At 60.8% G+C, this 24,652-nt stretch carries 26 protein-coding genes, 1 tRNA gene and 3 pseudogenes; 10 read left to right on the plus strand and 20 right to left on the minus strand.

The window, feature by feature from the left end:
• The first annotated feature begins 22 nt into the window (after positions 1–22).
• Positions 23–1,696 (plus strand): NERD domain-containing protein, encoded by a 1,674-nt coding sequence (locus BKA12_RS10845; RefSeq protein WP_183643695.1) that lies wholly within the window; start codon positions 23–25, stop codon positions 1,694–1,696.
• A 12-nt stretch (positions 1,697–1,708) separates the two neighbouring features.
• On the opposite strand, the gene BKA12_RS10850 is transcribed toward BKA12_RS10845, so the two are convergent.
• Positions 1,709–2,086, minus strand: a complete 378-nt coding sequence (locus tag BKA12_RS10850; RefSeq protein WP_183643698.1) for a DUF3052 domain-containing protein — start codon at positions 2,084–2,086, stop codon at positions 1,709–1,711.
• Positions 2,087–2,166: 80 nt separating this feature from the next.
• Between BKA12_RS10850 and BKA12_RS10855 the strand changes: the two genes are divergently transcribed.
• Entirely contained in the window at positions 2,167–3,345 is a 1,179-nt protein-coding gene (locus BKA12_RS10855; RefSeq protein WP_183643701.1) for a PD-(D/E)XK nuclease family protein, read from the plus strand.
• A gap of 54 nt (positions 3,346–3,399) precedes the next feature.
• On the opposite strand, the pseudogene BKA12_RS10860 reads toward BKA12_RS10855, so the two are convergent.
• The 11 genes and pseudogenes from BKA12_RS10860 to BKA12_RS10910 all read right to left on the minus strand — a co-directional run.
• A pseudogene (locus BKA12_RS10860) lies at positions 3,400–4,185 on the minus strand (LLM class flavin-dependent oxidoreductase); the annotation flags it as partial.
• Between the two features lie 65 nt (positions 4,186–4,250).
• Positions 4,251–4,805: a TetR/AcrR family transcriptional regulator gene (locus tag BKA12_RS10865; RefSeq protein ID WP_183643704.1), complete on the minus strand. Its 555-nt coding sequence runs from the start codon at positions 4,803–4,805 to the stop codon at positions 4,251–4,253.
• A complete protein-coding gene (locus BKA12_RS10870; protein WP_183643707.1) occupies positions 4,802–5,557 on the minus strand; it encodes a polysaccharide deacetylase family protein in 756 nt (251 codons plus the stop codon). Before BKA12_RS10870 ends, BKA12_RS10865 begins: the two co-directional genes overlap by 4 nt.
• Positions 5,558–5,657: 100 nt before the next feature.
• A complete protein-coding gene (locus tag BKA12_RS12755) occupies positions 5,658–6,425 on the minus strand; it encodes a hypothetical protein (protein WP_460691950.1) in 768 nt (255 codons plus the stop codon).
• Positions 6,426–6,876: 451 nt separating this feature from the next.
• Positions 6,877–7,338: pseudogene (locus BKA12_RS12760) on the minus strand (relaxase/mobilization nuclease domain-containing protein); the annotation flags it as partial.
• Positions 7,335–7,664: a plasmid mobilization protein gene (locus BKA12_RS10885; protein WP_221228085.1), complete on the minus strand. Its 330-nt coding sequence runs from the start codon at positions 7,662–7,664 to the stop codon at positions 7,335–7,337. The gene BKA12_RS10885 and the pseudogene BKA12_RS12760, both read right to left, overlap by 4 nt.
• Positions 7,665–7,861: 197 nt before the next feature.
• Positions 7,862–9,286, minus strand: a complete 1,425-nt coding sequence (locus tag BKA12_RS10890) for a Rep family protein (RefSeq protein WP_338087539.1) — start codon at positions 9,284–9,286, stop codon at positions 7,862–7,864.
• A gap of 318 nt (positions 9,287–9,604) precedes the next feature.
• Positions 9,605–9,862, minus strand: a complete 258-nt coding sequence (locus tag BKA12_RS10895; protein WP_183643720.1) for a hypothetical protein — start codon at positions 9,860–9,862, stop codon at positions 9,605–9,607.
• The gene (locus tag BKA12_RS10900) at positions 9,859–10,080 is read right to left on the minus strand and encodes a hypothetical protein (protein WP_246361678.1); all 222 of its coding nucleotides are present in this window, start codon (positions 10,078–10,080) and stop codon (positions 9,859–9,861) included. Before BKA12_RS10900 ends, BKA12_RS10895 begins: the two co-directional genes overlap by 4 nt.
• A gap of 179 nt (positions 10,081–10,259) precedes the next feature.
• The gene (locus BKA12_RS10905; protein ID WP_183643723.1) at positions 10,260–11,669 is read right to left on the minus strand and encodes a recombinase family protein; all 1,410 of its coding nucleotides are present in this window, start codon (positions 11,667–11,669) and stop codon (positions 10,260–10,262) included.
• Between the two features lie 31 nt (positions 11,670–11,700).
• A pseudogene (locus BKA12_RS10910) lies at positions 11,701–11,949 on the minus strand (LLM class flavin-dependent oxidoreductase); the annotation flags it as partial.
• Between the two features lie 146 nt (positions 11,950–12,095).
• On the opposite strand from BKA12_RS10910, the gene BKA12_RS10915 reads away from it, so the two are divergent.
• Entirely contained in the window at positions 12,096–12,587 is a 492-nt protein-coding gene (locus BKA12_RS10915) for a PaaI family thioesterase (RefSeq protein WP_183643726.1), read from the plus strand.
• Here the strand turns inward: BKA12_RS10915 and BKA12_RS10920 are convergent.
• Both BKA12_RS10920 and BKA12_RS12560 read right to left on the minus strand, forming a co-directional pair.
• Complete coding sequence (locus tag BKA12_RS10920) at positions 12,584–12,775, minus strand: benzoate/H(+) symporter BenE family transporter (RefSeq protein ID WP_183643729.1); 192 nt, start codon at positions 12,773–12,775, stop codon at positions 12,584–12,586. The genes BKA12_RS10915 and BKA12_RS10920 overlap by 4 nt on opposite strands.
• A gap of 117 nt (positions 12,776–12,892) precedes the next feature.
• The gene (locus BKA12_RS12560) at positions 12,893–13,027 is read right to left on the minus strand and encodes a hypothetical protein (protein WP_276510690.1); all 135 of its coding nucleotides are present in this window, start codon (positions 13,025–13,027) and stop codon (positions 12,893–12,895) included.
• A 302-nt stretch (positions 13,028–13,329) separates the two neighbouring features.
• On the opposite strand from BKA12_RS12560, the gene BKA12_RS10930 reads away from it, so the two are divergent.
• A complete protein-coding gene (locus tag BKA12_RS10930) occupies positions 13,330–14,130 on the plus strand; it encodes a TSUP family transporter (protein ID WP_221228086.1) in 801 nt (266 codons plus the stop codon).
• Here BKA12_RS10930 and BKA12_RS10935 read toward each other — a convergent pair.
• A complete protein-coding gene (locus tag BKA12_RS10935) occupies positions 14,103–14,339 on the minus strand; it encodes a hypothetical protein (RefSeq protein WP_246361680.1) in 237 nt (78 codons plus the stop codon). The genes BKA12_RS10930 and BKA12_RS10935 overlap by 28 nt on opposite strands.
• A gap of 265 nt (positions 14,340–14,604) precedes the next feature.
• Here BKA12_RS10935 and BKA12_RS10940 point away from each other — a divergent pair, with 265 nt between their 5' ends.
• On the plus strand, positions 14,605–15,195 hold the full coding sequence (locus BKA12_RS10940) for an NADPH-dependent FMN reductase (RefSeq protein WP_183643732.1): 591 nt from the start codon (positions 14,605–14,607) through the stop codon (positions 15,193–15,195).
• A gap of 32 nt (positions 15,196–15,227) precedes the next feature.
• Here the strand turns inward: BKA12_RS10940 and BKA12_RS10945 are convergent, their stop codons facing one another.
• Positions 15,228–15,485, minus strand: coding sequence for a metal-sensitive transcriptional regulator (locus tag BKA12_RS10945; protein WP_071894686.1), 258 nt, complete (start codon positions 15,483–15,485; stop codon positions 15,228–15,230).
• Between the two features lie 163 nt (positions 15,486–15,648).
• Between BKA12_RS10945 and BKA12_RS10950 the strand changes: the two genes are divergently transcribed.
• The 4 genes from BKA12_RS10950 to BKA12_RS10965 all read left to right on the plus strand — a co-directional run bounded on the left by BKA12_RS10950 (position 15,649) and on the right by BKA12_RS10965 (position 19,460).
• Positions 15,649–17,085, plus strand: a complete 1,437-nt coding sequence (locus BKA12_RS10950; protein ID WP_183643735.1) for an MBL fold metallo-hydrolase — start codon at positions 15,649–15,651, stop codon at positions 17,083–17,085.
• A gap of 55 nt (positions 17,086–17,140) precedes the next feature.
• The gene (locus BKA12_RS10955) at positions 17,141–17,314 is read left to right on the plus strand and encodes a hypothetical protein (protein ID WP_183643737.1); all 174 of its coding nucleotides are present in this window, start codon (positions 17,141–17,143) and stop codon (positions 17,312–17,314) included.
• Between the two features lie 116 nt (positions 17,315–17,430).
• Positions 17,431–18,675, plus strand: coding sequence for an MFS transporter (locus BKA12_RS10960; protein ID WP_338087511.1), 1,245 nt, complete (start codon positions 17,431–17,433; stop codon positions 18,673–18,675).
• A 110-nt stretch (positions 18,676–18,785) separates the two neighbouring features.
• Entirely contained in the window at positions 18,786–19,460 is a 675-nt protein-coding gene (locus BKA12_RS10965) for a GNAT family N-acetyltransferase (protein ID WP_183643740.1), read from the plus strand.
• Between the two features lie 18 nt (positions 19,461–19,478).
• Here the strand turns inward: BKA12_RS10965 and BKA12_RS10970 are convergent, their stop codons facing one another.
• The 3 genes from BKA12_RS10970 to BKA12_RS10980 form a co-directional block, all read right to left on the minus strand.
• Positions 19,479–20,795, minus strand: coding sequence for an AI-2E family transporter (locus tag BKA12_RS10970; protein ID WP_183643743.1), 1,317 nt, complete (start codon positions 20,793–20,795; stop codon positions 19,479–19,481).
• Positions 20,796–20,868: 73 nt separating this feature from the next.
• Entirely contained in the window at positions 20,869–21,561 is a 693-nt protein-coding gene (locus BKA12_RS10975; protein ID WP_183643746.1) for a potassium channel family protein, read from the minus strand.
• Positions 21,554–22,903: a TrkH family potassium uptake protein gene (locus BKA12_RS10980; RefSeq protein ID WP_460691944.1), complete on the minus strand. Its 1,350-nt coding sequence runs from the start codon at positions 22,901–22,903 to the stop codon at positions 21,554–21,556. The genes BKA12_RS10975 and BKA12_RS10980 overlap by 8 nt, the downstream gene beginning before the upstream one ends.
• Positions 22,904–23,206: 303 nt before the next feature.
• Between BKA12_RS10980 and BKA12_RS10985 the strand changes: the two genes are divergently transcribed.
• Positions 23,207–23,279, plus strand: a tRNA-Ala gene (locus BKA12_RS10985).
• Positions 23,280–23,374: 95 nt separating this feature from the next.
• Here BKA12_RS10985 and BKA12_RS10990 read toward each other — a convergent pair.
• Positions 23,375–24,535 carry an IS1249 family transposase gene (locus tag BKA12_RS10990; RefSeq protein WP_183639812.1) on the minus strand — a complete coding sequence of 387 codons (1,161 nt, stop codon included), beginning with the start codon at positions 24,533–24,535 and terminating at the stop codon, positions 23,375–23,377.
• Between the last annotated feature and the right edge of the window lie 117 nt (positions 24,536–24,652).

The following is a 24,652-nucleotide window of genomic DNA, read 5'->3' on the forward strand; positions in this document are numbered from 1 at the left end:
TGCTCGTGGATACGATGAGCAAGTGACTGCGAAGCTACTTCCTGGCAACCCGCACTTCGAATCCGCTGCGGAGGAAATCGTATGCTCCGCGCTCGCGGAGCAGCTGCCGGATGACGCGGTGATCATCGTAGGTCAACGCATCACGCACAGCGGCCATGAAGCGGAGATCGATCTGCTGGTGATGTGGCCGGGTGTGGGTGTCGCCGCCATCGAGGTCAAGGGCGGCATCGTTGAAGTCAAGAACGGAAAGTGGATACAGAGCGGCCGCAATCTGGTCGCCTCGCCCATCGAGCAAGTGCGTCTGGCGAAGCACGCCCTGATCAACTACCTGAAATCAGTCTCGAGCTTCCACATCCCGCGGATTGGTCACTTCGTCGCCGTTCCTTATACGGAGTTGCCGTCTAGCTGGAATGTCCCTGACGCGCCGCGCGAGATCATGATCGACGCGAACGATCTCCCTAGAGCGGCCCGAATTATCGAGAATGGTCTCACTCAGCTCAATGCCTACGTGGCGCCTCAACGGGATCAGCTGGAGCATCTGTGCAAGGCGCTTCGAACCACGCATCGGGCCGTCGAAAACGCCCAGCTCTTGGCGCAAGAGATCGAAGACGAAGGAAATCGCCTCACTCGCGAGCAGGAACGCATCCTCGCACTGCTTCGGCTGCAACCCCGGGCGCAGCTTGTGGGCGGAGCGGGCTCTGGGAAAACGCACTTGGCGCTCATGAAAGCGCGCCAGCTTGCCGCAAACGGGCAACGGGTCGCGCTGATGTGTTATTCGCGCGGTTTGGCGCGGCACCTCGAACTCATGACGCAGACCTGGCACGAGCACGAACGGCCGGTTTACGTGGGGCTATTTCACCGGTTGGGCGAATACTTCGGCGGCCCGAACGTCGAAGAAGCAGCAAGGACGACGACGCTGCCCGCGGATCAGTTCTACGCTGAAGAACTCCCCAAGAACCTTCTGGAAAGCGCGGCGAAGGCCGCGCCAGAACAGAAATTTGACGCCATCGTTGTTGACGAAGCTCAGGACTTCGAGAACCTTTGGTGGGACGCCGTGACCACCTGTCTCGCTGAGGGTGATGAAGGTGTCCTGTACGCATTCGCGGATAGCCGTCAGACAGTCTTCGACCGGAACGGTGCTGCTCCCATTGAGCTCAACCCCTTCCCGCTGGATGACAATCTCCGCAATTCCCGCGCGATCGCGGAGTGCTTCGCGCCCTTGACCGCGCTGCCGCAAGATGTCAGGAGTGAGTCTGGCGAGCGCGTCGAGTGGGTGTCGGTTGATGTCGCAGGAGATCGTAACGCCATCTCCGACGCCGTGCTCGACGTAGCGGATGACCAGATCGAAAAACTTCTGGGCGCCGGTTGGGAGCCTGGAGACGTAGCCCTGCTGACCACCGGCCGGCGTCACCCGGAACACGATGCACAAGTGAAACGGGACGGGTTCGACGTCTACTGGGACTCCTACTTCAGCGCCGAGGATGTCTTCTACGGGCACGTCCTCGGATTCAAGGGACTCGAGAAACGTGCTGTCGTCTTGGCGCTCAACAGTTTTCAGAACCCCGAGCGCGCGCGTCAGATCTTATACGTAGGTCTGTCACGCGCTCGCAGCAAACTGGTGGTTGTGGGAACGCCGGATCTGTTGCGCCAAGCTGGGGGAGACGACGTCTTCAAGCGAGTGACTCGATCACGCTGACCGGCGGAGGGCTTAGGCTTTCTTCTTGAATCGCACCGCAGACCAGTAATCGTCTATGGACACGTTGGAGTTCAGCGTCCAGTCGATCTCTTCCATGTATCGCCAGATGCTGTCGCGGTTGATGTCCGACTTATTGCCCTTCGGATACAGCACCCAGCCCGCGCGAGTGCCCGAAAGATGATCGCGGACAGGCAGGAAAAGTTCATCCAGTTGCGCCTTGTCGCGCGCGGAAATGAGGGCCGAATCGGCGACGCTTTCCTCGATCCCCTCAACAAAGCTCGCGCCCTCCGGCAGGGGTTCCAACAGGGCGAGTTTTTCGGCGCTGGCACCCACCACGTGCACTGAATTTCCGGGCTTGATCTGAAGCTTTTCGGCGATGGTCTTGGTCATGGCACTAGTGTGCCATTTCGAAATTGAATTACGACGACGCAGCTCACTTTTCGTGGGCAGTGGTGTAGCAGAATGAGCGCATGGATGACTACGACCTCATTACCGAGCTCTTGCCCGTGCTGGGCCGGTCGAGTCATGAGGCGTTCAATGTTTTCAACGTGATGCACCATGGGACGCATGAGAAACAGCTGTCGAACATCTTTCGATGGATTCTGGATATCGGAGGCTCGCACCGCTTCGAAACGCTTGGCCAGAGAGTCTTTCTCAGCCTGATCCGCGAGCGGCTGGGACCTTCGGCTGATCTGCCAGACGGGCCTTATTCCGTCCGTCAGGAAGTCAATACTGCCGAGTCAGGACATCGCCTAGACATCGCCGACCTCGTTTTAGAGAATGACTCGACCGTCGTCGTAGTGGAAAACTACGAAACCTCCGACGGCCACGGGCATAGCTACAACTCCTACCTCAAATACGGTCAGCGAGACGGTAAGTTCGGCGTCGTCGTTCTGCTCTGCGCATCCGAGTACACCTACCTCCAATCCGACGGTTGGGAACGTGCGACGGTGATTACGTATGAGAGCTTCCTTGATCGCCTTGTGGATGAGCTGAACAAGGAGAGGAACTACGCACAGTTACACGCCGAGCAGTACTCGTTCCTCATCCAGATGCACAGGAAATTTGCCGCTAAGGGGGATGAAGTGAGTGATTCGGAGTTTTTGGCTTTCATCGACGCAATGTGTGTTTCGGGCGAAGCCAGACGCTACAGAGAGCGCCCAAGTGATGTGGCCGCTGAGAAGTTTGCAAGCGACGTTGCCGAGCGTGCAAGGGAGCGCTTTGAAGGCGGCCGAGAGGTTCTCAAGAGGGTTAAGGATCGACTCAAGATCTATGCGCGCTCAACCCTGCACAGCCAGCTGGACGGCAAGCTTCGAGCGGGCTCTGTCCGCGAGATTCGAGCCAACTACGTGGGTATTTATCAATGGATCGTTGAGCTGGTTGTCACCGCTGACGATGGCGCCACGTCCGCTCAAAATTTTGAGATTCGATTCGGTCCAACAGCATGGAACTATGTCGAAAACGAGAGCGACAGTCTGAGCCTAGGTGACGGTGAAACTGTTGACTATTCGAAGCTTTTCATCGCAAGCACTGGCAACCGCAGGATTATGCGCCAGTCCCAAGTTTCGTTGCTGGAAGTTTTGCACGGCCTGTCCGCCGACGACTATCGCTTGCGGGACGAAATCCTGGCTCTCGATGCCACGAGGTGATGGCAAAGCAAAGCGGCGGCCACCCGAAGGTAACCGCCGCCTGCACCCGAAGGCTTAGCGCCAGCCGAGGGCTGGGGCTACGTGCGTCAGAATCGACTCGATGACGTGAGCGTTGTATTCGACGCCGAGCTGGTTCGGCACCGTGAGCAACAGTGTGTCTGCGGCCGCGATGGCCTCGTCCTGCTTGAGCGTCTCGATGAGTTCGTCCGGCTCACCCGCGTAGGAACGGCCAAAGACGGCGCGAGTCTTCGCGTCGATCTGGCCCACCTGGTCCGAGCTGTAGCGGTCGCGGCCGAAGTACTGCCAGTCGCGGTCGTCGGTCAGGGCGAAGATGCTTCGGCTGACAGAGACGCGAGGTGTGCGCTCGTGGCCGGCTTCCTTCCATGCCTGACGGTAGATCTCGATCTGCTCCGCTTGCTGAACGTGGAACGGCTTGCCGTTCTCGTCGTTCTTCAAGGTGGAGCTTTGCAAGTTCATGCCGAGCTTGGCTGCCCAGACCGCGGTGTCGTTGGAGCCGGAGCTCCACCAAATGCGGTCGCGAAGTCCCTCGGAGTGTGGCTCAACGCGGAGCAGCCCCGGAGGATTCGGGAACATCGGACGAGGGTTCGGCTGTGCAAAGCCTTCGCCTGTCAGTACCTCGAGCAATCGCTCGGTGTGGCGACGTCCCATGTCAGCATCGGATTCGCCCTCAGCGGGGGAGAAGCCGAAGTGGCGCCAGCCGTCGATCACCTGTTCTGGTGAACCACGGCTAATGCCGAGCTGCAGTCTGCCGCCCGAAATCAGGTCCGCGGCACCGGCGTCTTCTGCCATGTACAGCGGGTTTTCGTACCGCATGTCAGCGTTGTGACACTTGATCTCTAGTGCGCGGTCGGGCGGCAGCAGGTGAATTCTTGTGGCCCGACGAGCTACACAACCAGGTTTACCGCGTCGTCGAACGCCCGGCGAAGCAGGGCAGAGGTCGAACTGGGCGTCGCCCCAGGCGATGCCCAGTTCATCTGGAACAGTCCGATCGCCATAGCCGCGGCGGCCTCGCACTGTCTGTCGTCACCGGCGAAGTACTCACCCGCCACGAGTGATTCCGTGAGCTGTCCCCGCCAGGTTCGAGTGAGTTCGAGCGCTGACGAACGGATCCCGGGCGAGGACTGCAGGATTCGGAACGCCATCCCTTCGCGCGAGCCCGGATCGAGCATCTCGACAGCGTCACACATGGCTTCGCGCAGCGCGACCCAGGCCGACGCCTCGACCCGTTCGCGCACCATCGCTGCCACGCCTTGGCCGAACTGTGCGATGTGGTCGAGCACGAGGGAGTCGCGGGAGGCCACGTAGCGGAAGAACGTCGGCCGAGAGACTCCGCATGCCTGGATCAGCTCGTCGGTCGTGACCTCGGCGTAGCCGTGAGCAAGGAAGAGTTCGAGAGCGATTCGGTCGATCTGGTCTCGACTGGTAACCCGCGGTCTCATCCGATGAGCTCCGAGACGGTAACGAACCGGTAGCCCTGCTCCTTCAGCTGATCGATGACGGGGCCGATAGCCTCCTGTGTTGCCGTCCGGCCGAACCAGGGATGGAGCAGGATGATCGACCCCGGGCGCGTGTTCTCGACCGTGGCACTGACGAGATCCCCGGTGCTCTGCGGATCGCCAGACCAGTCTTCGTAGGCGACGTCCCATGTGACGGTGAGGCGACCGTGCTCTGCCAGATAGAGCGGCAGGGTCAGGAGCTTCTTGCCGTGCGGGGGTCGGAAGGTCAGCGGGCCGTCGTACCCAGTGGCGCGGATCGCCTCGTCGGTCGGCTCGATCTCTTCGGCGACCGTCTCCGGCGAGACGAAGGCCATGGACCGATGGCTCCACGTGTGATTGCCGATCTCGTGCCCGTCGTCGATGATGCGCTGCATGGTCGTTGGGTTGCCCTCGACGTCCTTGCCGTTGACGTAGAAGGTCGCTGGCACGTCGCGGTCCTCGAGCACGTCGAGAACGGCGTCGGCGTCTGCATCCGTGGGGCCGTCGTCGAAGGTGAGCGCCACGACCTTCTCGTCCGTCTCCACTCGACTGACGAGTTCGCCGGCGATCTGCCATGAGCGCGTCTGGATGACACGCTTGGTGCCGTAGCTGATTACCAGCAGGAGGACCACGATGACTGCGACGGCGACTACGAGTTTCTTGCGGCGTCGTTTTCGTCGGCTCGGATACTGCGTGCCACTAGAGTTTTGAGACATAGTATCTATTGAAAGGTTCGTTGCACCCTCAAGTCAAACCTCAACCCTTTAGGACCACCGACGACGTGGACCGATTGGCTTCAGCCCTCAGTGACATGGCTCAGCTCCGCCACTTCGGCATCCCGCGGCCCTTCCATGCCTCCACCAGGCCGGAGACCCAACGGACGGACGAGAAGAGGGCGTAGCCGGTACCGGCGAGGCCCACGCAAACCACGAGCCAGCGCCCGATGCCGAGCCAGACGCCTCCGTCCACGTCGAGTGCCCACTGAGTGCCCGTGATGAGCCCGGCGACGGCCATCCAGGCCCCGGCGATGACCACTGCCACCGGCAGGAGGGCCAGGCACATCGCGGCGGCTGCCGACCAGAGCTGACGGGCCTCCAGCTTCGCCGTGGCGGCGATGATCCGGTCGGCACGCTCATTCGAGGCATCAAAGTTTGCAGTCATCGTGGCCGAGGCTTCTCCGACGACCTGCTCGACTGCTTTCTCGACGCGCTCTTCGGTGCGCTTCTCGATCCGCTGCACCGCTCCTCCCACCCGGCTCACGAGCTTCTGGTTGTCCTCAGCCATGGCCTGGAGGTTCTCAGTCGCCGAGGCCGTAGCCACGTGACTTTTCTGCGCTTCGGCGATCAAGCTCTGCGAGGCGCTCTGCAGCCGCTTCCCGTCGAGACTCTGCGCGAACTCGCTGAGCGTGCTTTCGATCTCGCTCAGCCTGCTCTCGACGCTCTCGATCTGCGGCGACGTGCTGGCGGACTGCTGCGAGGTCGACGGCAGGGCCTTCAATTCCTCCTTGACGGTCTCCTCCATCGCGATCCGCAGGTACCCCTTCAGTCCGTTCACGGCTTTCGTCTGCCTGTTGATCGCCGCGATGACCTCGGCGTTCGTAGGTTCCGACGGACTCGAGCCCGTCGAGTTCGACCCGGACTCCTGCTGTTCGTTTCGCATCTCGTCGAGAATGCTCATTGTTCTGCTCCTTCTGTCGGTAGTTCTCGTGGAACTCGAAGATCTGCTGTGCGCCCTCGGCGGTGAACTCCGGCGTCAGCGTCGATGCCTTCTTGCGGCCGAGCTTGCCGTTGTCAGCCCGACGCATCTTGTACGTCCAGCCGTCTCGCTGGGTCTCTGCGAGGGTGACGCCGTGCTCTTCGAGCACCTCGGTGAAACCCGCCCGGTCCACTGACCGCTTGTCCCGCAACGAAGAGGCCACCTTGTCACCGAGCGTGCGCTCGAACCCGTCGACTGCGAACTCTTCTCGGCGTTGTGACCAGTCCGGCCTGGCCTGCTCTGGCGACGGGAGGACTCGGCAATTTTCGGCACGCATCAGTTGGTCATTGACCTGGTGCAGGCCGTTCTTCCACGATGTGTTCCGCTGCAGCGACTTTCCGGTGAGGTTGTCGTGGTTGATGACGTAGATATGGTTATGCAGGTGACCGCCGGCCGAGTCGGCATGGGTGACCACGAGGTGATCGGCCGAGTGCATCCGGCCAGCGAGCTTCTCGCCCAGCTCATTGACCCGCCGCACGTGCCCCTGGTCGTCCTTGTCGAACTCCTCGGGCGAGAAGTTCTGCGTGTACGAGTACAGCTCGTTCTTCCGACCGCGAGATTTCGCCAGCGCCTCAGCGCGGGCGACGAAGCCCTCCGGCGACTCCACTGAGCACGACATCGCCGCGACGCGATCGGTGCCGTTCGTAACGTGCTCCGCGCGCTTGTCCTTGTCGTTGCCGTAGAGGGCGTACCCGACAGAGTCCCTGGCGGACCGGGACGGCTTCACATTGACCGTACTCACAGCGCCGTCCGATCCCCGAGCTGGGCCCGCACGTCATCCATCGAGTCCATGACCTCGCGCAGCAGCTCGGCGTCGAGGGCACCGCCGCGACGAAGAACCTGGTTGAGGTTGACCCCAACCCGGCGCACCTGCTCGACCGCCTGACTCAACTCCGGCGATGGAGTGGAGGCTGCCATGACCTCCATCTGCCCGAGACCGTCCCTGCGAGAGTCCAAGGCATCGAGAATGACCGTGCGCGCCCACTTGCTCGGCTTCACGCCGAGCCTGCGAGCACGTCGCCGAACCGCTTCGCGCTCCGCCTTCGTGACCCGCACGTCGATGCTCACGTCGCGATTCGCCTGGGGCTCATCGACTCCGTGACCATCATCGGTGTTAGTAGCCGTACGGTCAGGGCCAGCAGGGTACTTGTCCGACAAATCGCTGGCGCTCTTGTCGTCCAAGTACCGCTGGCCTCCGTCCTCGGTCGCTTCGCTCCCTGCGGGCGGAGGGGAGAGTCGACCCTCATCGAGGACATGCATCGTGTTCATGACGCACCTCCCGCGGCCATCGCCAACGGCACGTCAGGGCTTCGGACCGCGAGCCCGCTAAGCAGCTCGACGACCGCGCTCTCGGCGTCATGCTCGGCCGAAGTCTCAGGGCCGTAGGTCAGCTCGCGCGAGCCGACTCTCTGGTGGTACACGTTGCCGCTCACGCCCGGCGTGTGCTCGGCGGCCGGGAGGCTGCACTGATGCCACTCGTACGGTTCGATCCTCCCGATGTGCTGCACGAGGTAGCGGTTGATGTCATCGGCGCGGAAGACCTTCACAACCGAGGCCAAACGGCGGATGAACTGGTCCAGCGCCTCGTCCACGTTGCCCTTCTGGCGAGCGTAGTAGAAGAACTCGACCGGCTCGATCGTGGCCGTGATGACGATCAGGCGCGGTGCCACCTCGCCCTTGTTCCTGTAACGCGCCTTTGCGGGTGAGGCGTTGTACGGATCGAGCAGCAGCAACCAGTCGTTCGCGTCCATAGCCGAAGCGCGCAGATCGTCGAGCAGCAGGACCTCCTCCCCACGCCAGTCATCGAGCGGGTTTCCGGTCGCGGCGCGGTAGACCTGCCACCGCTCGCCGTGGGCGTTCGCGGCATTGATCGAGGCCGTGATGAAGTCCGTAGCGAACCGGGTCTTGCCGATCCCGGCGTCCCCGTGAACGAACACCACGTGCGTCGAGAAGGCACCGGCCCGAAGATTCGCGGCCGCCCGGTACGCCCGGCGCTGGCCGTAGGCCGAGAGGGCATCGTCGATCTCTCGCTGATGTCGCGAGTAGATGTCGAACAGCTCATCGGTGAGCATGATCTGATCACGCGTGATCTCGCCCTGGAGCACCCGATCGCGCATGTCCTCGAAGTCCTCGGCCACCCGCTTCTTCTTCAGGTGGGCACGGCCCTTCAGCCATGTCTCACGGCGCTGGGCGTCGATCCCGAGGTAGTCGGGCCCGCGAACAGTGGCGACCTCGGCGGGCGCGTACTGGTGCTTGTCCGAGTACTTCGCATGCGTGAGGTAGCTCAGCATGTTGTCATGCGCGTACCGCCCGGCCTTCGGCTTCTCGACGTACTGCGGCTCGACTCCGAGCAGATCGGCAAGCCTTGCGATCGGCGCACTCTTCGAGCGGTTCTTGAACTTGATGACTGCATGCAGGTGCGCGGGTTTCGGCTCCATCACGAGTGCCTGCTGGGCTTCGCTCCAGACCTCGCGCTCGTCCTTGTCGTGGATGATCCCGTAGGCCTCGACGACCTCGCCACCGCTAGCCTCCAGCCGCTGCACGAGGTAGGCGAGGATCGCCTCGGCATCCTGCTGGAGCAATGCAGCGCCGTTCGGATCGATCACCGCCCAGGTCCAGTACTCCCGATCGAGGTACTGGGTGACGCCGATGCTCGTGGGATTGTTCTCCTGCTTAGCCATGGTGACCACCCCCGGCCAGGGCTGCACGGAAGGGTACGTAGAGAGTCAGGCGCCTAATTGACCCCCTATTGACCCCCAAATGAGACCCCAAATGACCCCGCGTATTCTCGGTGAGTCGGAACGCGGGAACAGCCTTCTGACCAGGCATTTCGTTGCAAAGCGCGGCAATCGACAAGCCCTTGCCGCGCCCGTAGGAACAAGTAGAGCTCCCGAAACTCTTGGAGACTGACACATCAGCGGGCAGCCCGCCTGCGGCGGGTGCCAGGTCAGGCCCTCCGGGCGAGGTCAGGTCGGCGAGAGCGATGGAACGGGGGTGGGGGTCGGTGCTCATCGGCGATCACCCCCAGAACGCTTCCCGTAACGCTTGATGACGGCCTGGTGGGTAACGTCCAGGGCATCACCGATCCTCGCCCAGGTGACCCCGTCTGCACGGGCGTCAGCGACCGACAGCTCTACGACTTCTTCGAGGACGGAGCGGAGCACTCCGAGGTCGTGGAGTCGAGCCTCACTTTCGGCAAGGGACGAATCGCCCTGACGCCAACGGAAACCAAGGACGTGGTCGAATGCGGAGGCGTTGGCGCTCATGCCCGACCACCCCCGACCAGGGAGGCGATGACAGCCCTCTGTCGAGGGGTCAATGGGGTCTTAGCCAGGCGCTTACCGGCACGATGACCAGCGGCGCGGGCAGCGGCGATGACGGGATCGTCACCATCATCGCGGGAAGGGAACCCCTTAGACCACACTGGGGTCAGGGGAGGAAGCAGATCGCTGGTGGAAGCGTCGTCGAGAACGACAGAAGACATGACGGAAAACCTCACGAATGAGTTCTTCCGGATCCCGTCGAGCGCTTACGACTGTGTTTACCGGCTAATTATCGGGGGCTCGTGCCGAGTTACTACCTCGGACCCCGGGGGATTCTCTATGTCTGCAACCATTCTCCCACGACTCGACTCACCATTGCAATGACGAGTCGACTCGTGAGTCAGTTGCGACTCGGATCGATCCGAATGAGGTCAGGGTCGAACTTCACGTGACCTGGGCGGATCGGCTCGATGGTCACCATCACCAGCTCGTCCACGAGTAGCCGACGACGGTCCATGTCCCACGCATCCCACTTCCGCTCTACAGCTTCGCGGCGCTGCACGGTGCCAACGGGATCGTCGATGTCGACCATGAAGTCCGCCGTCTGCGACACTGACCGATCATGCAGTTCGGCGTCGATCTCGACGATGCGGGCCTTCACATCGTTGATCGCTTGCGTGATCTCGATAACGGGCTGACTGACGTCGCTCAGCATGGGGCTCAGCTCGTTCACGCGTTCGACCAGGGCGTTGCGCTCCGTCAGTAGTGCCTCGCGGTCGACCCCGACGTCCTCCTTGGGTACGACCAGGTCGTGCACGTCCCCCGCGGATAGTCTGGTGAGGACGGCTTCGGTCACCATCGCATCGACGGGCGCGCGCTGGCGCGAGAGGTGGAAATGGTCGCCGCACCGGTAGGTACCTACACCTTGACTGTTGGTCCCAGAGACGAGCGTCGCGCCACACTTCCCGCACCGCCCGACCGACGACAGCAGGTACTTCGGCTGATTGCCCTGCCTGGCCGCCCGCCTCACGTTGTCCTCCAGCTTCGCCACCGCTGCCCGCCATGTCTGTTCGGCGACGATAGGCGGGAACCGTTCATCCGTAACAGGGTGCAGCTCGCCCGTGGAATACTTCTTGATGAAGCCCGCGTAGAGCGGGTTCCCGAGCAGGTAACGGACAGCGTCGGTGGAAAACTCGGATCCTCGGGCAGTGCGGTGACCGGCTGCGTTGAGGTCCTCGCGAATGCGGCGGATGGACAGCGACGGCTCGCCGAGAAAGGCGTCGAACGCCCTGCGGACCGCCTCCGCCTGATCAGGGACGACCTCGCCGCCCTTCGTCCAGCCGAACGGTGTCCAGGCCGAGGCAGGCAGGCCCTCTGCCCGTCGACGGGCATTCGACCTGAGCTGGCGCTCGGACTTCCGCCTTGTCTCGAACCTCGCGATGGACGCCAGCATCGTCGCCCTGAACTCGCCGTCAGCCGTGGACAGGTCGATTTCGCCGTCCAGTGTGACGATCTTGAGCCCATGGTCGATCAGGGTGTTGAGATCCTTCGTGCTCCGAAGCAGTCGATCCACGTCCACTGCCACGACCATGTCGATGTGGCCCGCATCGGCGTCGCGAAGCAGTCTCGCCCAGTCAGTCTTGGGACCGCGCGCCTTGGATGCCGACACTCCACTGTCCTCATAGACGTCGACGATCTTCCAACCGCGTTCCTCGGCTCGACGTGCAATGACCTCCTTCTGAGTGCCGACCGACCAGCGCTCACCGGTGAAATCGACGGATGCTCGGACGTACGCCGCAACTTTAGTCATAACTCCAAGGCTACAACTGCGAGATGCACTAGCGCATATCGATGACGCCCGTACCGATTTCAATCTTTTTGGTGCGCGCGCCAATGGCCGCCAAGAGTGGAAACGGAGACGCGTATTGCTGAGCGAAGTGGTGGACGCGGAAATATGCTCCATCAGCGCCCAGCTCTTCTGCAGCGACGGCTAGGTCAATTGCCTGCAACAACGCATCGGACGCACTGCGCGTCCCCGACTGCGGGTGGTCTGTCCAGTGACCGAATGACAGAAAACCTATGTTCTTCATACTTCCCTCAACTTATATGCGTCTGAATCTATTCCAACACGCACAATTACGCTGCGTCACCTTAGTGTCCACAGAGTTCGCACCGGTATCGGGTAACTGAAGCTGCGGCGTCGTACGCTAAAGAAAAGAAAGCGAAAGGAACCCGCATGTCTGAGCGCAAAAAGGTGATTGAGTGGGCGGATCCGCGGCCGGGTCCGGCGGCGATGCCGAAACTGACCGGCCTTGAATATATGCAGCAGATGATGTCCGGAGACCTGCCAGCGCCGCCGATCGCAAGCCTCATGGATTTCACGTTGTCCGAGGTCAGCGCGGGAACTGTTTCGTTTGTGTGCACGCCGGACGAGTCGCACTATAATCCGCTCGGCATTGTTCACGGAGGGCTGGTGTGTACGCTGCTGGACTCGGCGCTGGGATGCGCTGTGCAGACCACTCTTCCGCAAGGCAGCGGCTATACCTCGATCGAAATCAAGGTCAGTTACTTGCGCGGCGTGACCGCGGAAAGCGGCGAGCTGACCGTGACCGGTGTGGTGACGAAGCCCGGAAGCCGAGTCGCGTTCGCAGAGGGTCACGTGACGGACGGTGCGGGCAAGGTCGTGGCGACCGCAACCGGGTCCTGCCTGGTCTTCCCGATCGGTTAGTCGGCTGGCGCGTAATCGGCAGGCTCCAGCAGACGCGAAATCGCGTAACAGATGACGAGACCCCAGAACGCCGGGTGAATGTTCCAGATGCTGAGCCCGGAGATCGTCACGACGAACGTGGTGAGCGCGCCGAGCGTGAAGCGCGTGGAGAACGCGGTGACGAAGGCTTGCAGGAGCGCCCGGAGCATTTCGAGGCCTCCGAACGATCAGCATGGCTTTCATGACACGGCGCACCTGGCCGGACAACTCGCGCAGCAAAATCAGGATGCCGGACGTGAAGAACGCACCGACGATTTCCGGGAAGCTCAAGTGCTGGACTGGCCTTCCTTGGCGAGTACGTAGTTGTAGACAGCCTCTTCGCCTGCGCCACCATCGGTGCGTGGCTTCGGGTCAAGCATGAGCTCAGGCTTCACGGTGCCGCGCAAGAGCCACTCGGGCATGTTTGGCGCGTACTGCGAGTACAAGCGCGGTTGGCCGCACTGCCCACCGCGAACCTCGTGACGCGACTCGGAGAATCCATCGCCAACTTCTCTCAGCGGGCTGAGCGCTTGGCGGGGGAATCACCTTTGATGAGGTCAAACTCGGAAACCGCTCCATTTCCTCGACCTCGATTATGGTTGTCCCGCGGCGATGCTGAGCACGTGGAATCTGAGCAGCCTCTGCCCACTCCGCCTAGCTGGTAAAATACTCCCGGGGGTATATTTCACGCCGTTAACGTACCCCCTCTAAAGAGGGAGAAGCCGTGTTCATTGCCATTGTTGGCGGGCTATTCGTTGGTCTCTTGATGGGGGCCTTGGGCGGTGGTGGCGCCATTCTTGCCATCCCGCTGTTGACGTTTGGTTTGGGCATGCCAGTGCACGACGCCGCCGTGGCCTCCCTCGTGATTGTGGGCTTAGGCGCGCTCTCTGGAGTCTTTACCCATGCCCGCTACAAGCACGTGTGGTTCCAAGAAGGAATCCTGTTTGGCGTCTTCGGCATTGGCGGTGCGTTCCTCGGGACCTTGATGGCAAAAGGCATTGATAGCGCGCTCTTGCTCTCGCTGTTCTCCATCTTGCTAGTGGTGGTTGCGGGAACCATGATCCGCAAAGCCCTCAAGCCATCCACCAAACCGCCTACCCTCAACCGTTTGTTCGCGCGCGTGGACGGCAAGCTGGTCATCAATTTCCGAGGGGTTATTTACCTTGTCATCACCGCCACCATTGTGGGTTTCTTGACCGGATTCTTCGGAGTGGGCGGCGGCTTTGCGATTGTTCCGGCGCTCATGTTGGTCTTCGGCCTCGCAATGCCGGTGGCCGTGGGTACCTCGCTGCTGGTCATCTTCCTCAACAGCGTCACGGCGTTCATACTGCACGGCGAAGCGGCTATGCACCTGGACTGGGTTGTCGTGAGTGTCTTCACGCTGCTCGCGATGAGCGGCTCCGTGGTCGGCGGCAAGTTCGCGCACCACATTCCGAAGAAGGTTCTTCAGCTCAGCTTCGCGAGCCTGCTGATTGTTATCTCGATCTACACGGCTATTCAGAGCGTTCCGCAGCTTCTTTCGTGACGCTGGGATTGCTGGCGGCGCCAGGATCGATAGGGCACGTTGCCGCCCACGGCAGATACAGTACGACGACGCTGGGCCCGGCCCTCCCGCTCAGCACGTTCCATACGAAGCACCTTGGAGAACGAGGCCATCACGAGGTACGCAACAATCGTCACGGGCAGCGCGAAGATCAGGGTGGCGTATTCCATGGTGGTCACGCCGCCAGCCACGAGCAGGGCTATAACTTGAGTGTTTGCGACGCCTTTTGAGGTTGCTTGGAGCCGGTGAAACCGCCCCTCCGTCCACCGTCTTCCACCCCACTGTGCGGCCAATTTTCTACAACTTTTTCGAGATTCCTCGTCGAAAAGTGTTCTCACATGGGGGCGGAGCTGTGGTGAAATGGCCTCACTTCGGGGCGGAGCTGTGGTGAAATGGCCTCGCATCATTCACTAGGCTGGGACGAGTTGTTATTGGCGTCACATCCAGGAGGAAACCATGACGGAAACTCAGGCCACCACCGTCCGCGTCATCATCGCGAGTACGCGCCCTGTGCGCGTGGGTCCGCAGATCGCGGAAGAGGTCGTGAAGATCATCGGCGAAAACCGGCAGGTCAACGTGGAAGTGACGGACCTCAAGGAGCTGAATCTGCCGTTCTTGGACGAGCCTGAGATGCCGGCGCTCGGCAACTACGTGCACGAGCATACGAAAAATTGGAGCGGCCTCATAAAGGCGAGCGACGCCGTCGTCATTGTCACCGCCGAATATAACTGGGGCTACCCCGCAAGCCTCAAAAATGCCATCGACTATCTCTATTCAGAATGGCGCAAGAAGCCAATTCTGCTGGTGAGCTACGGTGCGAAGGGCGGCGCGAAGGCTGCCGAGCAGTTGCGTCAGGTGCTGGGCCGCATTCGGGCGAACGTGCTGGAGGTGGGAATTCAGATTCCGCTCAATAGCGAGGTTGACTACGGCAAAGATCATTTACTGAACGACGCCGCAGCTGTTGTCGGCGCGCACGCTCAGGACATTACGGCCGCCGTGGGCGAGCTGGTAGCTGCTGCTCAAGGGCAGGCTGAAGACAAAGCCTAAGTTCAGGCATGACGCCTGGTCGGGCGCGAAGCCTAGGCCAGGCTCATGAACATCTTTTCGAGATCCTTAGGGTCTACATCCGAATTCTCATCCGTCAAGCATTGCTGAAGTCCGCTGGCAATAATCGCAAAGCCGGCGCGATCCACGGCCTTCGATACGGCGGATAGCTGCGTAATGACGTCTTGGCATTCGCGGCCCTCTTCGAGCATGCGAATCACTGCGCCCATTTGACCTTGTGCGCGCTTGAGTCGGTTGATGATCGGCTTCATGTCTTCGGTATTGAGTTCCATGACTCTCCTTTGTTGCGCACGCTGTTGCGTTGCGCGGTAGTGCGCTGATTCAAGATTCAACTATACCCCCCGGGGTAACTTGACGTATACCCATGGGGGTATTTACTATGGAATCAACGGATACCCCCTCAGGTATTTCAACGACAGAGAACGGGGACAAGGAATGCTTCTTGAACGAATCTACGAAGAAGGCCTAGCTCAGGCCAGCTACCTTGTGGGCTGTCAGCGCCAAGGCAAAGCATTGGTAGTTGACCCACGACGCGACATCCAGGTCTATCTGGACCTCGCCGCCAAGCACGGCCTGACCATCACTCACGTGACGGAAACTCACATTCACGCGGACTTCTTGTCCGGATCTCGCGAACTCGCGGCAGCTACCGGAGCTGAGCTCTTGGTCTCCGGCGAAGGCGGAGCGGACTGGCAGTACGGCTTCGACGCTACGCGCTTAATGCACCAGGACACCTTCGCGCTGGGCAACATCACCGTCCAAGCACTGCACACCCCGGGGCACACGCCCGAGCACTTGTCCTACTTGATCACAGACGGCGCCGTCACGGATCAGCCAGGCTACTTGCTCTCGGGTGACTTCGTCTTCGCTGGCGATGTGGGACGCCCCGACCTCCTCGATGAGGCCGCTGGGGGAGTGAACACACGCTTCGGCGGCGCACAGGCCCTCTTCCAGAGCCTCAAGAACGTCTTCTTGGCGCTACCGGATCACGTCCAGGTTCACCCGGGCCACGGCGCCGGCAGCCCGTGCGGCAAGGCGCTTGGCGCTATCCCGTCCAGCACGGTTGGCTACGAACGCTTGTATGCGTGGTGGGCACCGTTCATGAAGGACGACGACGCCGCAGCCTTCACCGACGCTCTGCTTGCGGGGCAGCCGGATGCACACGCGTACTTTGCTCGCATGAAGCGCCAGAACAAGCAGGGTCCTGCGATCCTCGGTGAGCTTGCCGAAATGCGCGAGCTCACGGATACGCAAGTGACCGATGAACTGGCTGCTGATCAGGCGATCTTCATCGACACGCGTTCGCAGGCCGAAGTGCATGAGGGAACCGTTGTTGGTTCGCTCAACGTGCCAGCCGGAAACTCAGCAAGCAACTATGCCGCGTGGGTGATTGATCCTGACGAAGAGGATCGTGACCTCATTGTCCTGGCTCCGTCGCAAGTGGCGGCCGAGACCTTCCGGGACGCACTGCTTCGTGTAGGAATCGACGGCGCGAATGCATGGACCACGAGCATTGACGGGCTCGAGCAGTACATCCCGGAAATGATCACTCCAGAAGAGTTCATTGAAGCCCGCGAGTCCGGAGGCGGCGAGCTCGCTGAGTTGCCGTTGATCGATGTGCGCTCCAAGAACGAGTTTGCTGAAGGCACCATCCCAGGAGCTCAACAGCTCTCGGGCGGATCCGCCATGTGGCGACTCGACGAATTGCCAGCAAAGCGCATCATCACCTTCTGCCAGTCCGGAGTGCGTAACTCCGTGGTGGCAAGTGGATTGCGCCGGGCCGGCTACAGCGTGGTGGAACTTGAAGGCAGCTATGCCGGATGGTTCGCCGCTCAACAGCGAATTCAGCAACGCACTCCGCATCACGCGTAGTCATCACCAAATTTCCTCATTACCACAACAAAAATCATCGTAGGGAGAAACCAATATGTGCAGAGCAGTATCTTGCAAGAAGTGCGGAAAGACCACTTGGGCTGGCTGTGGCCAGCACGTGGATGACGTCATGCGCCACATCCCCAAGAGCGACCGTTGCCCAGGGCACGACAACGACCCGAAGGAACCTTCGCAGGGCGGCTTCTTCTCGAAGCTCTTTGGCCGCTAAACCAAGCGGAGCACTTCAACTACATCGCCACTAAGTGGCCAGTGAGGCCGGGAGAGATTAGTCACCTCTCCCGGCCTCACTGTGTTCATTAGCGCTGAAAAATTCTAGGATGGCGCGTGACCCAAAATCCTGAGCCTTCCTCCAGCACGCCTCTCACCAACACCGCTAGCCATGCCGTGGTGGAGCCGAAGCTCTATGGTTCGAAACTGTTCTGGGCTGTAGTAGCCCTCGCGATGGGTGGCTTCGGAATCGGCGCCACGGAATTCACCATCATGGGTCTGGTGCAAGAAGGCTCGAAGGACCTCGGCGTCTCACTGCCGGCTATGGGTGTTTTGATTAGTGCGTATGCGCTCGGCGTCGTCGTCGGCGCACCCATCCTGACCGCCATGCTCGCGAAAGCCCCGCGCAAAACCGCAGTCATCTGGCTCATGGTGGCCTTCACAGTCTTCAACTCTCTTTCCTTCTTCGCTCCCACCTACGAACTCATCGTGGCCGCGCGCTTCCTTTCCGGTCTTCCGCACGGCGCCTACTTCGGGCTAGCTGCAATCCTGGCTGCATCCTTCGTGGCTCCCACTAAGCGTGGCTCGGCCATCGCGTGGGTCATGATGGGGCTGTCCGTCGCGAACGTGGTGGGCGTCCCGTTCATCACGTGGCTGGGACAGAACTTTGGATGGCGCTGGATGTTTGCCTCCGTTGCTTTCGTGGGTGCGCTGACGTTGCTCTTGATCATCCTCTTGGTGCCGAACGTACCGGCTTTGAAGAACGCTTCCGTTCGTACCGAACTCTCCGCGCTCAAGAACGGCCAGGTCTGGATGGCGATCGCCACCGGAGTGGTGGGCTTCGGCGGCTTCTTCGCGATGTACTCCTACATCTCGCCGATTGCTACGGATGTCGCCGGGATCTCGCTCAAGACCGTTCCTGTTCTGCTGGCGCTCTACGGCGTGGGCATGGTTATTGGTAACTGGGTGGGCGGCAAGCTCTCCGATATCTCGGTCATCCGCACCATCGTGTGGTGCTGCATCGTGATGATTGCGTTGCAGCTCGGGTTTGGACTCACAGCGCACATCACGTGGTTGGTGTTCATCTGGGTGCCGCTGCTGGGCATCGCCGGTTCCGCCTTGGTGCCTTCGCTCCAGGCGCTGTTGATGGACTCCGCACCGAAGGCTCAAGCGTTGGCCGCGAGCCTCAACCACTCGAGCTTGAACACCGCAAACGCCCTTGGTGCTCTTCTTGGCGCAGCTGTTTTGGACGCCGGGTTTGGGCTCCGCGCACCGATGTTCTTGGGCGCCGCGCTCGCAGTCCTCGGACTCATCTTGGCCCTGCTGACCGCCATGCGTCAGCGCAAGATCGACGCCGCCTAACCTTCGATAACGCTGTCCATACCAAAGGCTAAGCTCCTAGCCTTTGGTATGGAGCAACTTTTCTGACGCGAAGCTACTCTTCGGAGGGGCAGGCAGGGCACACTGAGTAGATGTTCTCTCGTCGCGTCACTGACCACTGGATTCCCCAAAATATCGAGGGTCTTCCCCTCGAGCAGACGCCTTTTGGCGAAGCCGTGGTTCATGAAAGTCTCGAGCTTCCGGACAAGCGACCTGTTGAGCTGCTTCGTCCCGAATCAGGCCCCAGCATCCTGACGTTTCGGCCTGAATACAGGGACAGACTCGCTGACATCACGCTTCACGAAGCGGACTACGTTTTCTACATAGCGCTCGCAGATCAGGCCGCCTACTCCAGCCAGATGCCGCTGGCAGAGACACGAAAACTCACCGCCGAGGACGCGGTAGCCTTTGGCCGGTTTCAGCAATTGAACACCGAAGACGATCTCGACGAAGCGGAAGTATCCCTGGACGATCTGCTCGTGTACGGGACATTTCGAGGCGACCGGCTCGTCTCCGTCGCTAGCATGTACACCTGGCCCGCGAGCAAGGAAGGATCCGTGATTGCGGACATCGGAGTCATCACGGATCCGAATTTCCGCGGTCAAGGTCTGGGCGCACTCACCGTCCGAGGGCTGAGCCTGGAAGCGCTGAGCCTTGGACTCGAACCGCAGTATCGCTGCAACCTTGAGAACGCCGGCTCTCAGCGAGTCGCAGAATCAGCAGGCTTCACGCTCTATGCCCAGTGGCAAGCACTGGATCTCAGCTGACCCCAGAGTAACCGGAGGCTAGCCTTGGCGGCGAGCTGCGGCGTCGTCGTTTTTGATCTCATCCGCCTTCACGCCGGTGCCGCCCATTTGAGCGAGCATCAGCAAATCTGCGTTGGAGCGCGGGCGGGAATCCTGCGGCTTCGAGGAAATGAGGGCGTTGACCCAGCGGGCGCTCGGGTCCGCATCGACGAGGAGGGCCTTCAAGAGTAACGTGGCTGGAAGCGCGATGAGCGCGCCGAGCCAGCCCAAAATGATGACCCAGAACATGAGGGACAAGAAGGAAACCGTTGGCGTGACGCCCACGGATTCGCCCGTGAATTTGGGCTGAATGATGGACTGCACCGTGAAGTTCAAGACGCTGTAGGAGATGACAACAGCGAGCGCCGGAATCCAGCCGCCGTCCAAGAGCGCCAAAAGCGCTGGCGGCACCAGGCCAATGACAAAGCCGATGTTCGGAATGTAGTTGGTGATGAACGCGAGCACGCCCCATACCCACACCAAGTGCACGCCGATGATGCCCAGCACCATCACATCCAGCACGGCCACAATGAGACCGAAGATGGTGGTGACCACCCAGTAGCGTCGGACGCCGTGGGCGAAGTCAATGAGGGCGCCGGCGATGTGCGGGCGGTCCTCGGCAACGCGGGTGAGTCGGCGGATGATGCTCGCCGAATCCATCGAGAAGAAGAAGACTCCCATGATCAGGGTTGCGAGCATCGAGAGGATGCCGGTGACGTTGCTCAGGATCGGCGTCACGAGGCTCATGAGGTTACCGGCCGTGATGCCCTGAACACTGGACTCGATCATTCCGCTGGAAATGCCAATGCTTTCCAACCACGCGTAAGACTCATTAACGAGGCGCGTGAATTGCGCGTTGTACTGGGGGAGTTCGCGGATCAGCTCCGTCACGGACCACACCGCAAGCGTTACGAATAAGGCCAGTACTAACAGCACCACCACGAGCGCGAGCGCTGCGGCGATGTGTCGCTGAATCTTGGCGGCGAGCCAGCGCTGCAGCGGATACACCACAATGAGCAGGTTCAAACCGAGGAAGACCGGCGCGATGATGTCCTTCGCGCCCTGCACGCCCACCAGGATCATCAAGAGCGCTGCCGCGCCAATGACGATGCTTAAGTAGCGCGGGATGCCCGGAATCGGCTTGGGTGCGTCAATCGGAACCACTGGCCCGTCATCCGGATCCCGGAAAATCACGTCCCGCACGGTCAGCTCTTTCGAATCTGTACCGTTGGAATCTAACCCGTGCGTTACTGCAACGGTCTCTGGTACCGGTGCTGCGTCGTCGTACTGGATATCAGTTCGTGAATTCTCACTCACACGCGCCCTCGTTCTTCTAGTCCCCCCAACAATGACTTCATTCTAAAACGCTGGGAGCAATCTAGATCACACGTTAGGCGCTGGGTCGGAAGCTCTCCACGTTGCGGCGCGGGCCCTGGACCAGGATCTCATCCTCGGCTTCGATGATGGTCTGCGGGGTAGCGGACTCCCACTTGCCATCAGCCGGACGAATGGCCGTGATGGTGATGCCGTGCGTCTTCCGCAGCTCGAGCACGCTCAGCGGGCGGTGCAACGCGAATTCCGGTGCGCGCGTGCGGACCAACACGAAGTCCTGACCCAAATCGATGTAGTCAATGATGCCGCCGGAAATGAGGTGAGCTACGCGTCGGCCCATGTCGTTCTCCGGGCGCACCACGTGGCTGACGCCGAGCTGGCCCAGGATCTCCGCGTGCGGCTCGCTAATAGCCTTCGCCCAGATGGCGGGCTTGTTGAACTTGAGCAGTCGGGACGCGGTCAGGATGCTCGCTTCGATGTCCGAGCCGATGCCCACAATGGCGACATCGAACTCGTGGACGCCGAGCTGGCGCAGCACTTCTTCGCGCGTGGAATCGGCGCGCACCACGTGGGTGAGGATGCCGTTGAAGCTCTGCACGGTGTCTTCGCGGGCGTCGATGCCCAAGACCTCGATGCCGAGGGATTCCAGCTCTACCGCGAGGGCGCCGCCGAAACGGCCCAAGCCAATGACGGCCACCGTGCGCAGGGCGCGCGTTTCCGATGAACCAAAGAATTTGCGTGAGTTAGCCAATGAGCGGCCTTTCCTTCGGGTATTCGTAGAGCGGATGGCGCGTCTTCAGTGCCAGCGCGGAAGCAATAGTCACAGGACCCACACGACCAGCGAACATCAGCACAATCAAAATGTACTGCGCCGCGGGCGGTAGCGCTGCGGTGATGCCGGTGCTCATGCCCACGGTGGCGAACGCGGAGACCACCTCGAAGAGGATGCGATCCTGACCGAGGTCTGACATCAGCATGATGGCCATGGTGGAGCCCACCACCAAGCCCAGTGAGAGCAGCACAATGGTGAGCGCTTCGCGGTGCAGGGAGCGGGAGATGCGTTTGCCGAAGATGTTCACGGCGGTGCCGCCACGGATCTCGGTGAGCATGATGAAGAACAGGATGGCGAACGTGGTGATCTTCAGACCACCGGCGGTACCGGCGGGGCCGGCGCCGATGAACATGAGGATGTCCATGCCCAGCCAGGAGACCGGGTGCATTTGGCCCACGTCGATCGAGTTGAAGCCCGCGGTACGGGTGACGGTGGATTGGAAGAAGCCCGCGAGAATTTTCTCGCCGTCGCTGAGCGGGCCGAGAGTCTCGGCGTTGTTCCATTCCAGGACGGAGATGAACACGGTGCCGCCCACCAGGAGGACCACGGTGCCGATCAGCACGAGCTTGGTGTGGATGCTGAAGGATTTTGGCTTGCGGTAGCGGCGGCGCAGCTCCATGATCACGGGGAAGCCGAGGCCGCCGAGGATCACGCCGATGCTCAAGGGGATGACGATCCAGGGATCGCCTACGAAGCCGATGATGCTGTCCGTGTAGAGCGCGAAACCGGCGTTGTTGAACGCTGAAATCGAGTGGAAAACGCCGAACCAGATTGCCTTATCAGGCGCGTACCCGTACCCGAAGGCAAAACGAAGAGCCAGTACGACGGCGATCGCGGCTTCCGTCACGGCGCTAATCAACAGGACATTCACGATGACGCGCTTGGTCTCGCCGAGGCCTTGCGCTTTAGTTTCCTGCGCGGTGATCAGGCGGGAGCGAAGGCCCAGTTTGCGGGTGATCACGAGGCCGATCAGCGCGCCGAAGGACATGACGCCGAAGCCGCCGATCTGAATCAGCGCGATGATGACCGCGTGCCCAAACGGCGTCCAGTACGTGGGGGTGTCCACAGTGATCAAGCCCGTCACGCAGGTGGCGGACGTGGCAGTGAACAGGGCGTCGAGGAAGCTCGCGGCGCCATCGCCCACGCGAGCCGCCGGAGTCATCAGCAGTAGCGTGCCCACCACGATGGTGGTCAAGAAGCCGATAGCGATGATCTGAGCCGGAGTCTGCGGCTGGAGACGACGAAGGCGCTGGCCAATCACCGAACTTCTGCCGGTGGTATGTGAGTAGGGGCTGCGGTAGCCGGACCGCAGGTTGTCTACAGCGTCCGCCACGGGGGAGAAGACGGCCCGAAGTTTGCGTTTTAGACGCGCTCTGAAGAACACAATTTTGTAGCATACTCCCGATTTTCAAACGCGCGTTACAGCCCCTTCTTTTGATAGCTGCAGACGTGTACTGTTCTGGGACCTAGCCACGCGCGTTTGGCCGATTTGGAGCCGATTTGGACTCGTGCGGATGTTTGGAGTAAATTAGATAAGCGTTCCTGAACGATTCAGTTTGGGTGCGGGGGTATGGCGCAGTTGGTAGCGCGTCTGCATGGCATGCAGAAGGTCAGGGGTTCGAATCCCCTTACCTCCACAATTGTAATGTCCTGGGACATCGTTCTGAACGATGTCCCAGGACATTTTTGGGGTTATAGGACATAAATGTGTGTCTGGGTCGGGCGTGTCTTTTTAGGAGGCGCGGCCGGCCCATCCTTTTCGGTGCCAGAGTCCTTCGTTTGCGTTGAGTCCTGTTCCGAGTTCTGCGGGTCCGATGTGTTCCTCGATTTCTTGCGTGTAGGCGACGGGCTCGTAGTGTTCTTTTTTGATGAGTTGGTGGGCTGGTGCTGGGTTCTGGGAGTGCTTGTAGAGGAACCATTCCACGGCTCGTTTAGCGTGCTCAGGGGTCAGTCCGCGATGGTTGCGTAGAAGATTGCGTAGCTGCGCGTTGATGCCTCCTTCGATCCTGTTCGTTGTTGATGAGGCGTTCCGTGAGCGGTGCTCGTCTTTGAGATAGGTGAACAGGACTTCTTGTTGGCTGGCGCGCTCGAGGAGTTGGTAGGCCTTGCGTAGCCGGTCGTGTGTGAACCACCAGCGCTGGTGCGGCCTCACGCTTTGCGGCAGCGAACCACGGTGGTGCGAACGGTAGGTTTTCTCGTTCAGCATCTGGTGATGTTTTCCGTGCCACTGGTTGAGTGCAAGTAGCCATGCACGCGCTTGATCCTGGCTCGTGATCCGTGTCAGGGCAAGGGAAATAGCCCGTAGTTCGCGGCCCGCGGTCGTGCGGGGGCGCATCGTGATCAGCACGCGCACGTTGCGTTGAATATGCACCAGGCAGCGTTGAACAGGGGTCTCGGGCCAGCAATGTTTCAGCGCGGATGCCAGCCCGGAACCACCATCAATCACGACCAAATCTGGTGCGGGGAAACGAGTTAGGAGCTGTTCCCACGCCACGCGTTTTTCCGTGTCACACCATTGATAACCGATGACGTGTTCGCCAGCGATCGCGATCAAGCAACACCAGGAACCGAGATAGATGCCGTCGAGCTGGACTTCCGGATAGATCTCTCCGGTGACCTCGATCGCGGGAGTAATGTTCCAGCACCAGTGTGTGGAGCGACGAAACGAGCGTGGATCCACGCCCTGAGCGACTTGGGATTGAGTCTTGTTTCCCAGCAGCCATTCCAGGAATCGGGAGAGCTCGTGGCGTCGACGCACGTCGACGCGTTGTATCCGTTCAGAACTACTCGCGCCACACGATTTACAGCGATACCTGGTAGCTCCAGCACTCGTGGAACCGTTCCTTTTCAGCCCGCCACCACACAGGACGCATAAACGCTCGTTGTCAACCACGCTTCCCGAATAAACAACGAAAAGTATGCCAACACCCGTTTAGCCGCGCCGATAAAGGCAACCAAGCCCCATCAGACACACTTTAATGTCCTATAACCCCATTTTTGTTTAACTTGT

It is taken from the genome of Neomicrococcus lactis (assembly GCF_014200305.1).
Taxonomy (GTDB): Bacteria; Actinomycetota; Actinomycetes; order Actinomycetales; family Micrococcaceae; genus Neomicrococcus; species Neomicrococcus lactis.

What these genes read in the sequence shown, in the direction of transcription:
- BKA12_RS10850 (WP_183643698.1), bottom strand. Translation starts at nt 2,086, where the DNA reads ATGACCAAGACCATCGCCGAAAAGCTTCAGATCAAGCCCGGAAATTCA.
- BKA12_RS10955 (WP_183643737.1), top strand. Translation starts at nt 17,141, where the DNA reads ATGTGCAGAGCAGTATCTTGCAAGAAGTGCGGAAAGACCACTTGGGCT.
- BKA12_RS10915 (WP_183643726.1), top strand. Translation starts at nt 12,096, where the DNA reads ATGTCTGAGCGCAAAAAGGTGATTGAGTGGGCGGATCCGCGGCCGGGT.
- BKA12_RS10965 (WP_183643740.1), top strand. Translation starts at nt 18,786, where the DNA reads ATGTTCTCTCGTCGCGTCACTGACCACTGGATTCCCCAAAATATCGAG.
- BKA12_RS10905 (WP_183643723.1), bottom strand. Translation starts at nt 11,669, where the DNA reads ATGACTAAAGTTGCGGCGTACGTCCGAGCATCCGTCGATTTCACCGGT.
- BKA12_RS10940 (WP_183643732.1), top strand. Translation starts at nt 14,605, where the DNA reads ATGACGGAAACTCAGGCCACCACCGTCCGCGTCATCATCGCGAGTACG.
- BKA12_RS10900 (WP_246361678.1), bottom strand. Translation starts at nt 10,080, where the DNA reads ATGTCTTCTGTCGTTCTCGACGACGCTTCCACCAGCGATCTGCTTCCT.
- BKA12_RS10855 (WP_183643701.1), top strand. Translation starts at nt 2,167, where the DNA reads ATGGATGACTACGACCTCATTACCGAGCTCTTGCCCGTGCTGGGCCGG.
- BKA12_RS10895 (WP_183643720.1), bottom strand. Translation starts at nt 9,862, where the DNA reads ATGAGCGCCAACGCCTCCGCATTCGACCACGTCCTTGGTTTCCGTTGG.
- BKA12_RS12560 (WP_276510690.1), bottom strand. Translation starts at nt 13,027, where the DNA reads ATGCCCGAGTGGCTCTTGCGCGGCACCGTGAAGCCTGAGCTCATGCTT.
- BKA12_RS10945 (WP_071894686.1), bottom strand. Translation starts at nt 15,485, where the DNA reads ATGGAACTCAATACCGAAGACATGAAGCCGATCATCAACCGACTCAAG.
- BKA12_RS10920 (WP_183643729.1), bottom strand. Translation starts at nt 12,775, where the DNA reads ATGCTCCGGGCGCTCCTGCAAGCCTTCGTCACCGCGTTCTCCACGCGC.
- BKA12_RS10950 (WP_183643735.1), top strand. Translation starts at nt 15,649, where the DNA reads ATGCTTCTTGAACGAATCTACGAAGAAGGCCTAGCTCAGGCCAGCTAC.
- BKA12_RS10870 (WP_183643707.1), bottom strand. Translation starts at nt 5,557, where the DNA reads ATGTCTCAAAACTCTAGTGGCACGCAGTATCCGAGCCGACGAAAACGA.
- BKA12_RS10865 (WP_183643704.1), bottom strand. Translation starts at nt 4,805, where the DNA reads ATGAGACCGCGGGTTACCAGTCGAGACCAGATCGACCGAATCGCTCTC.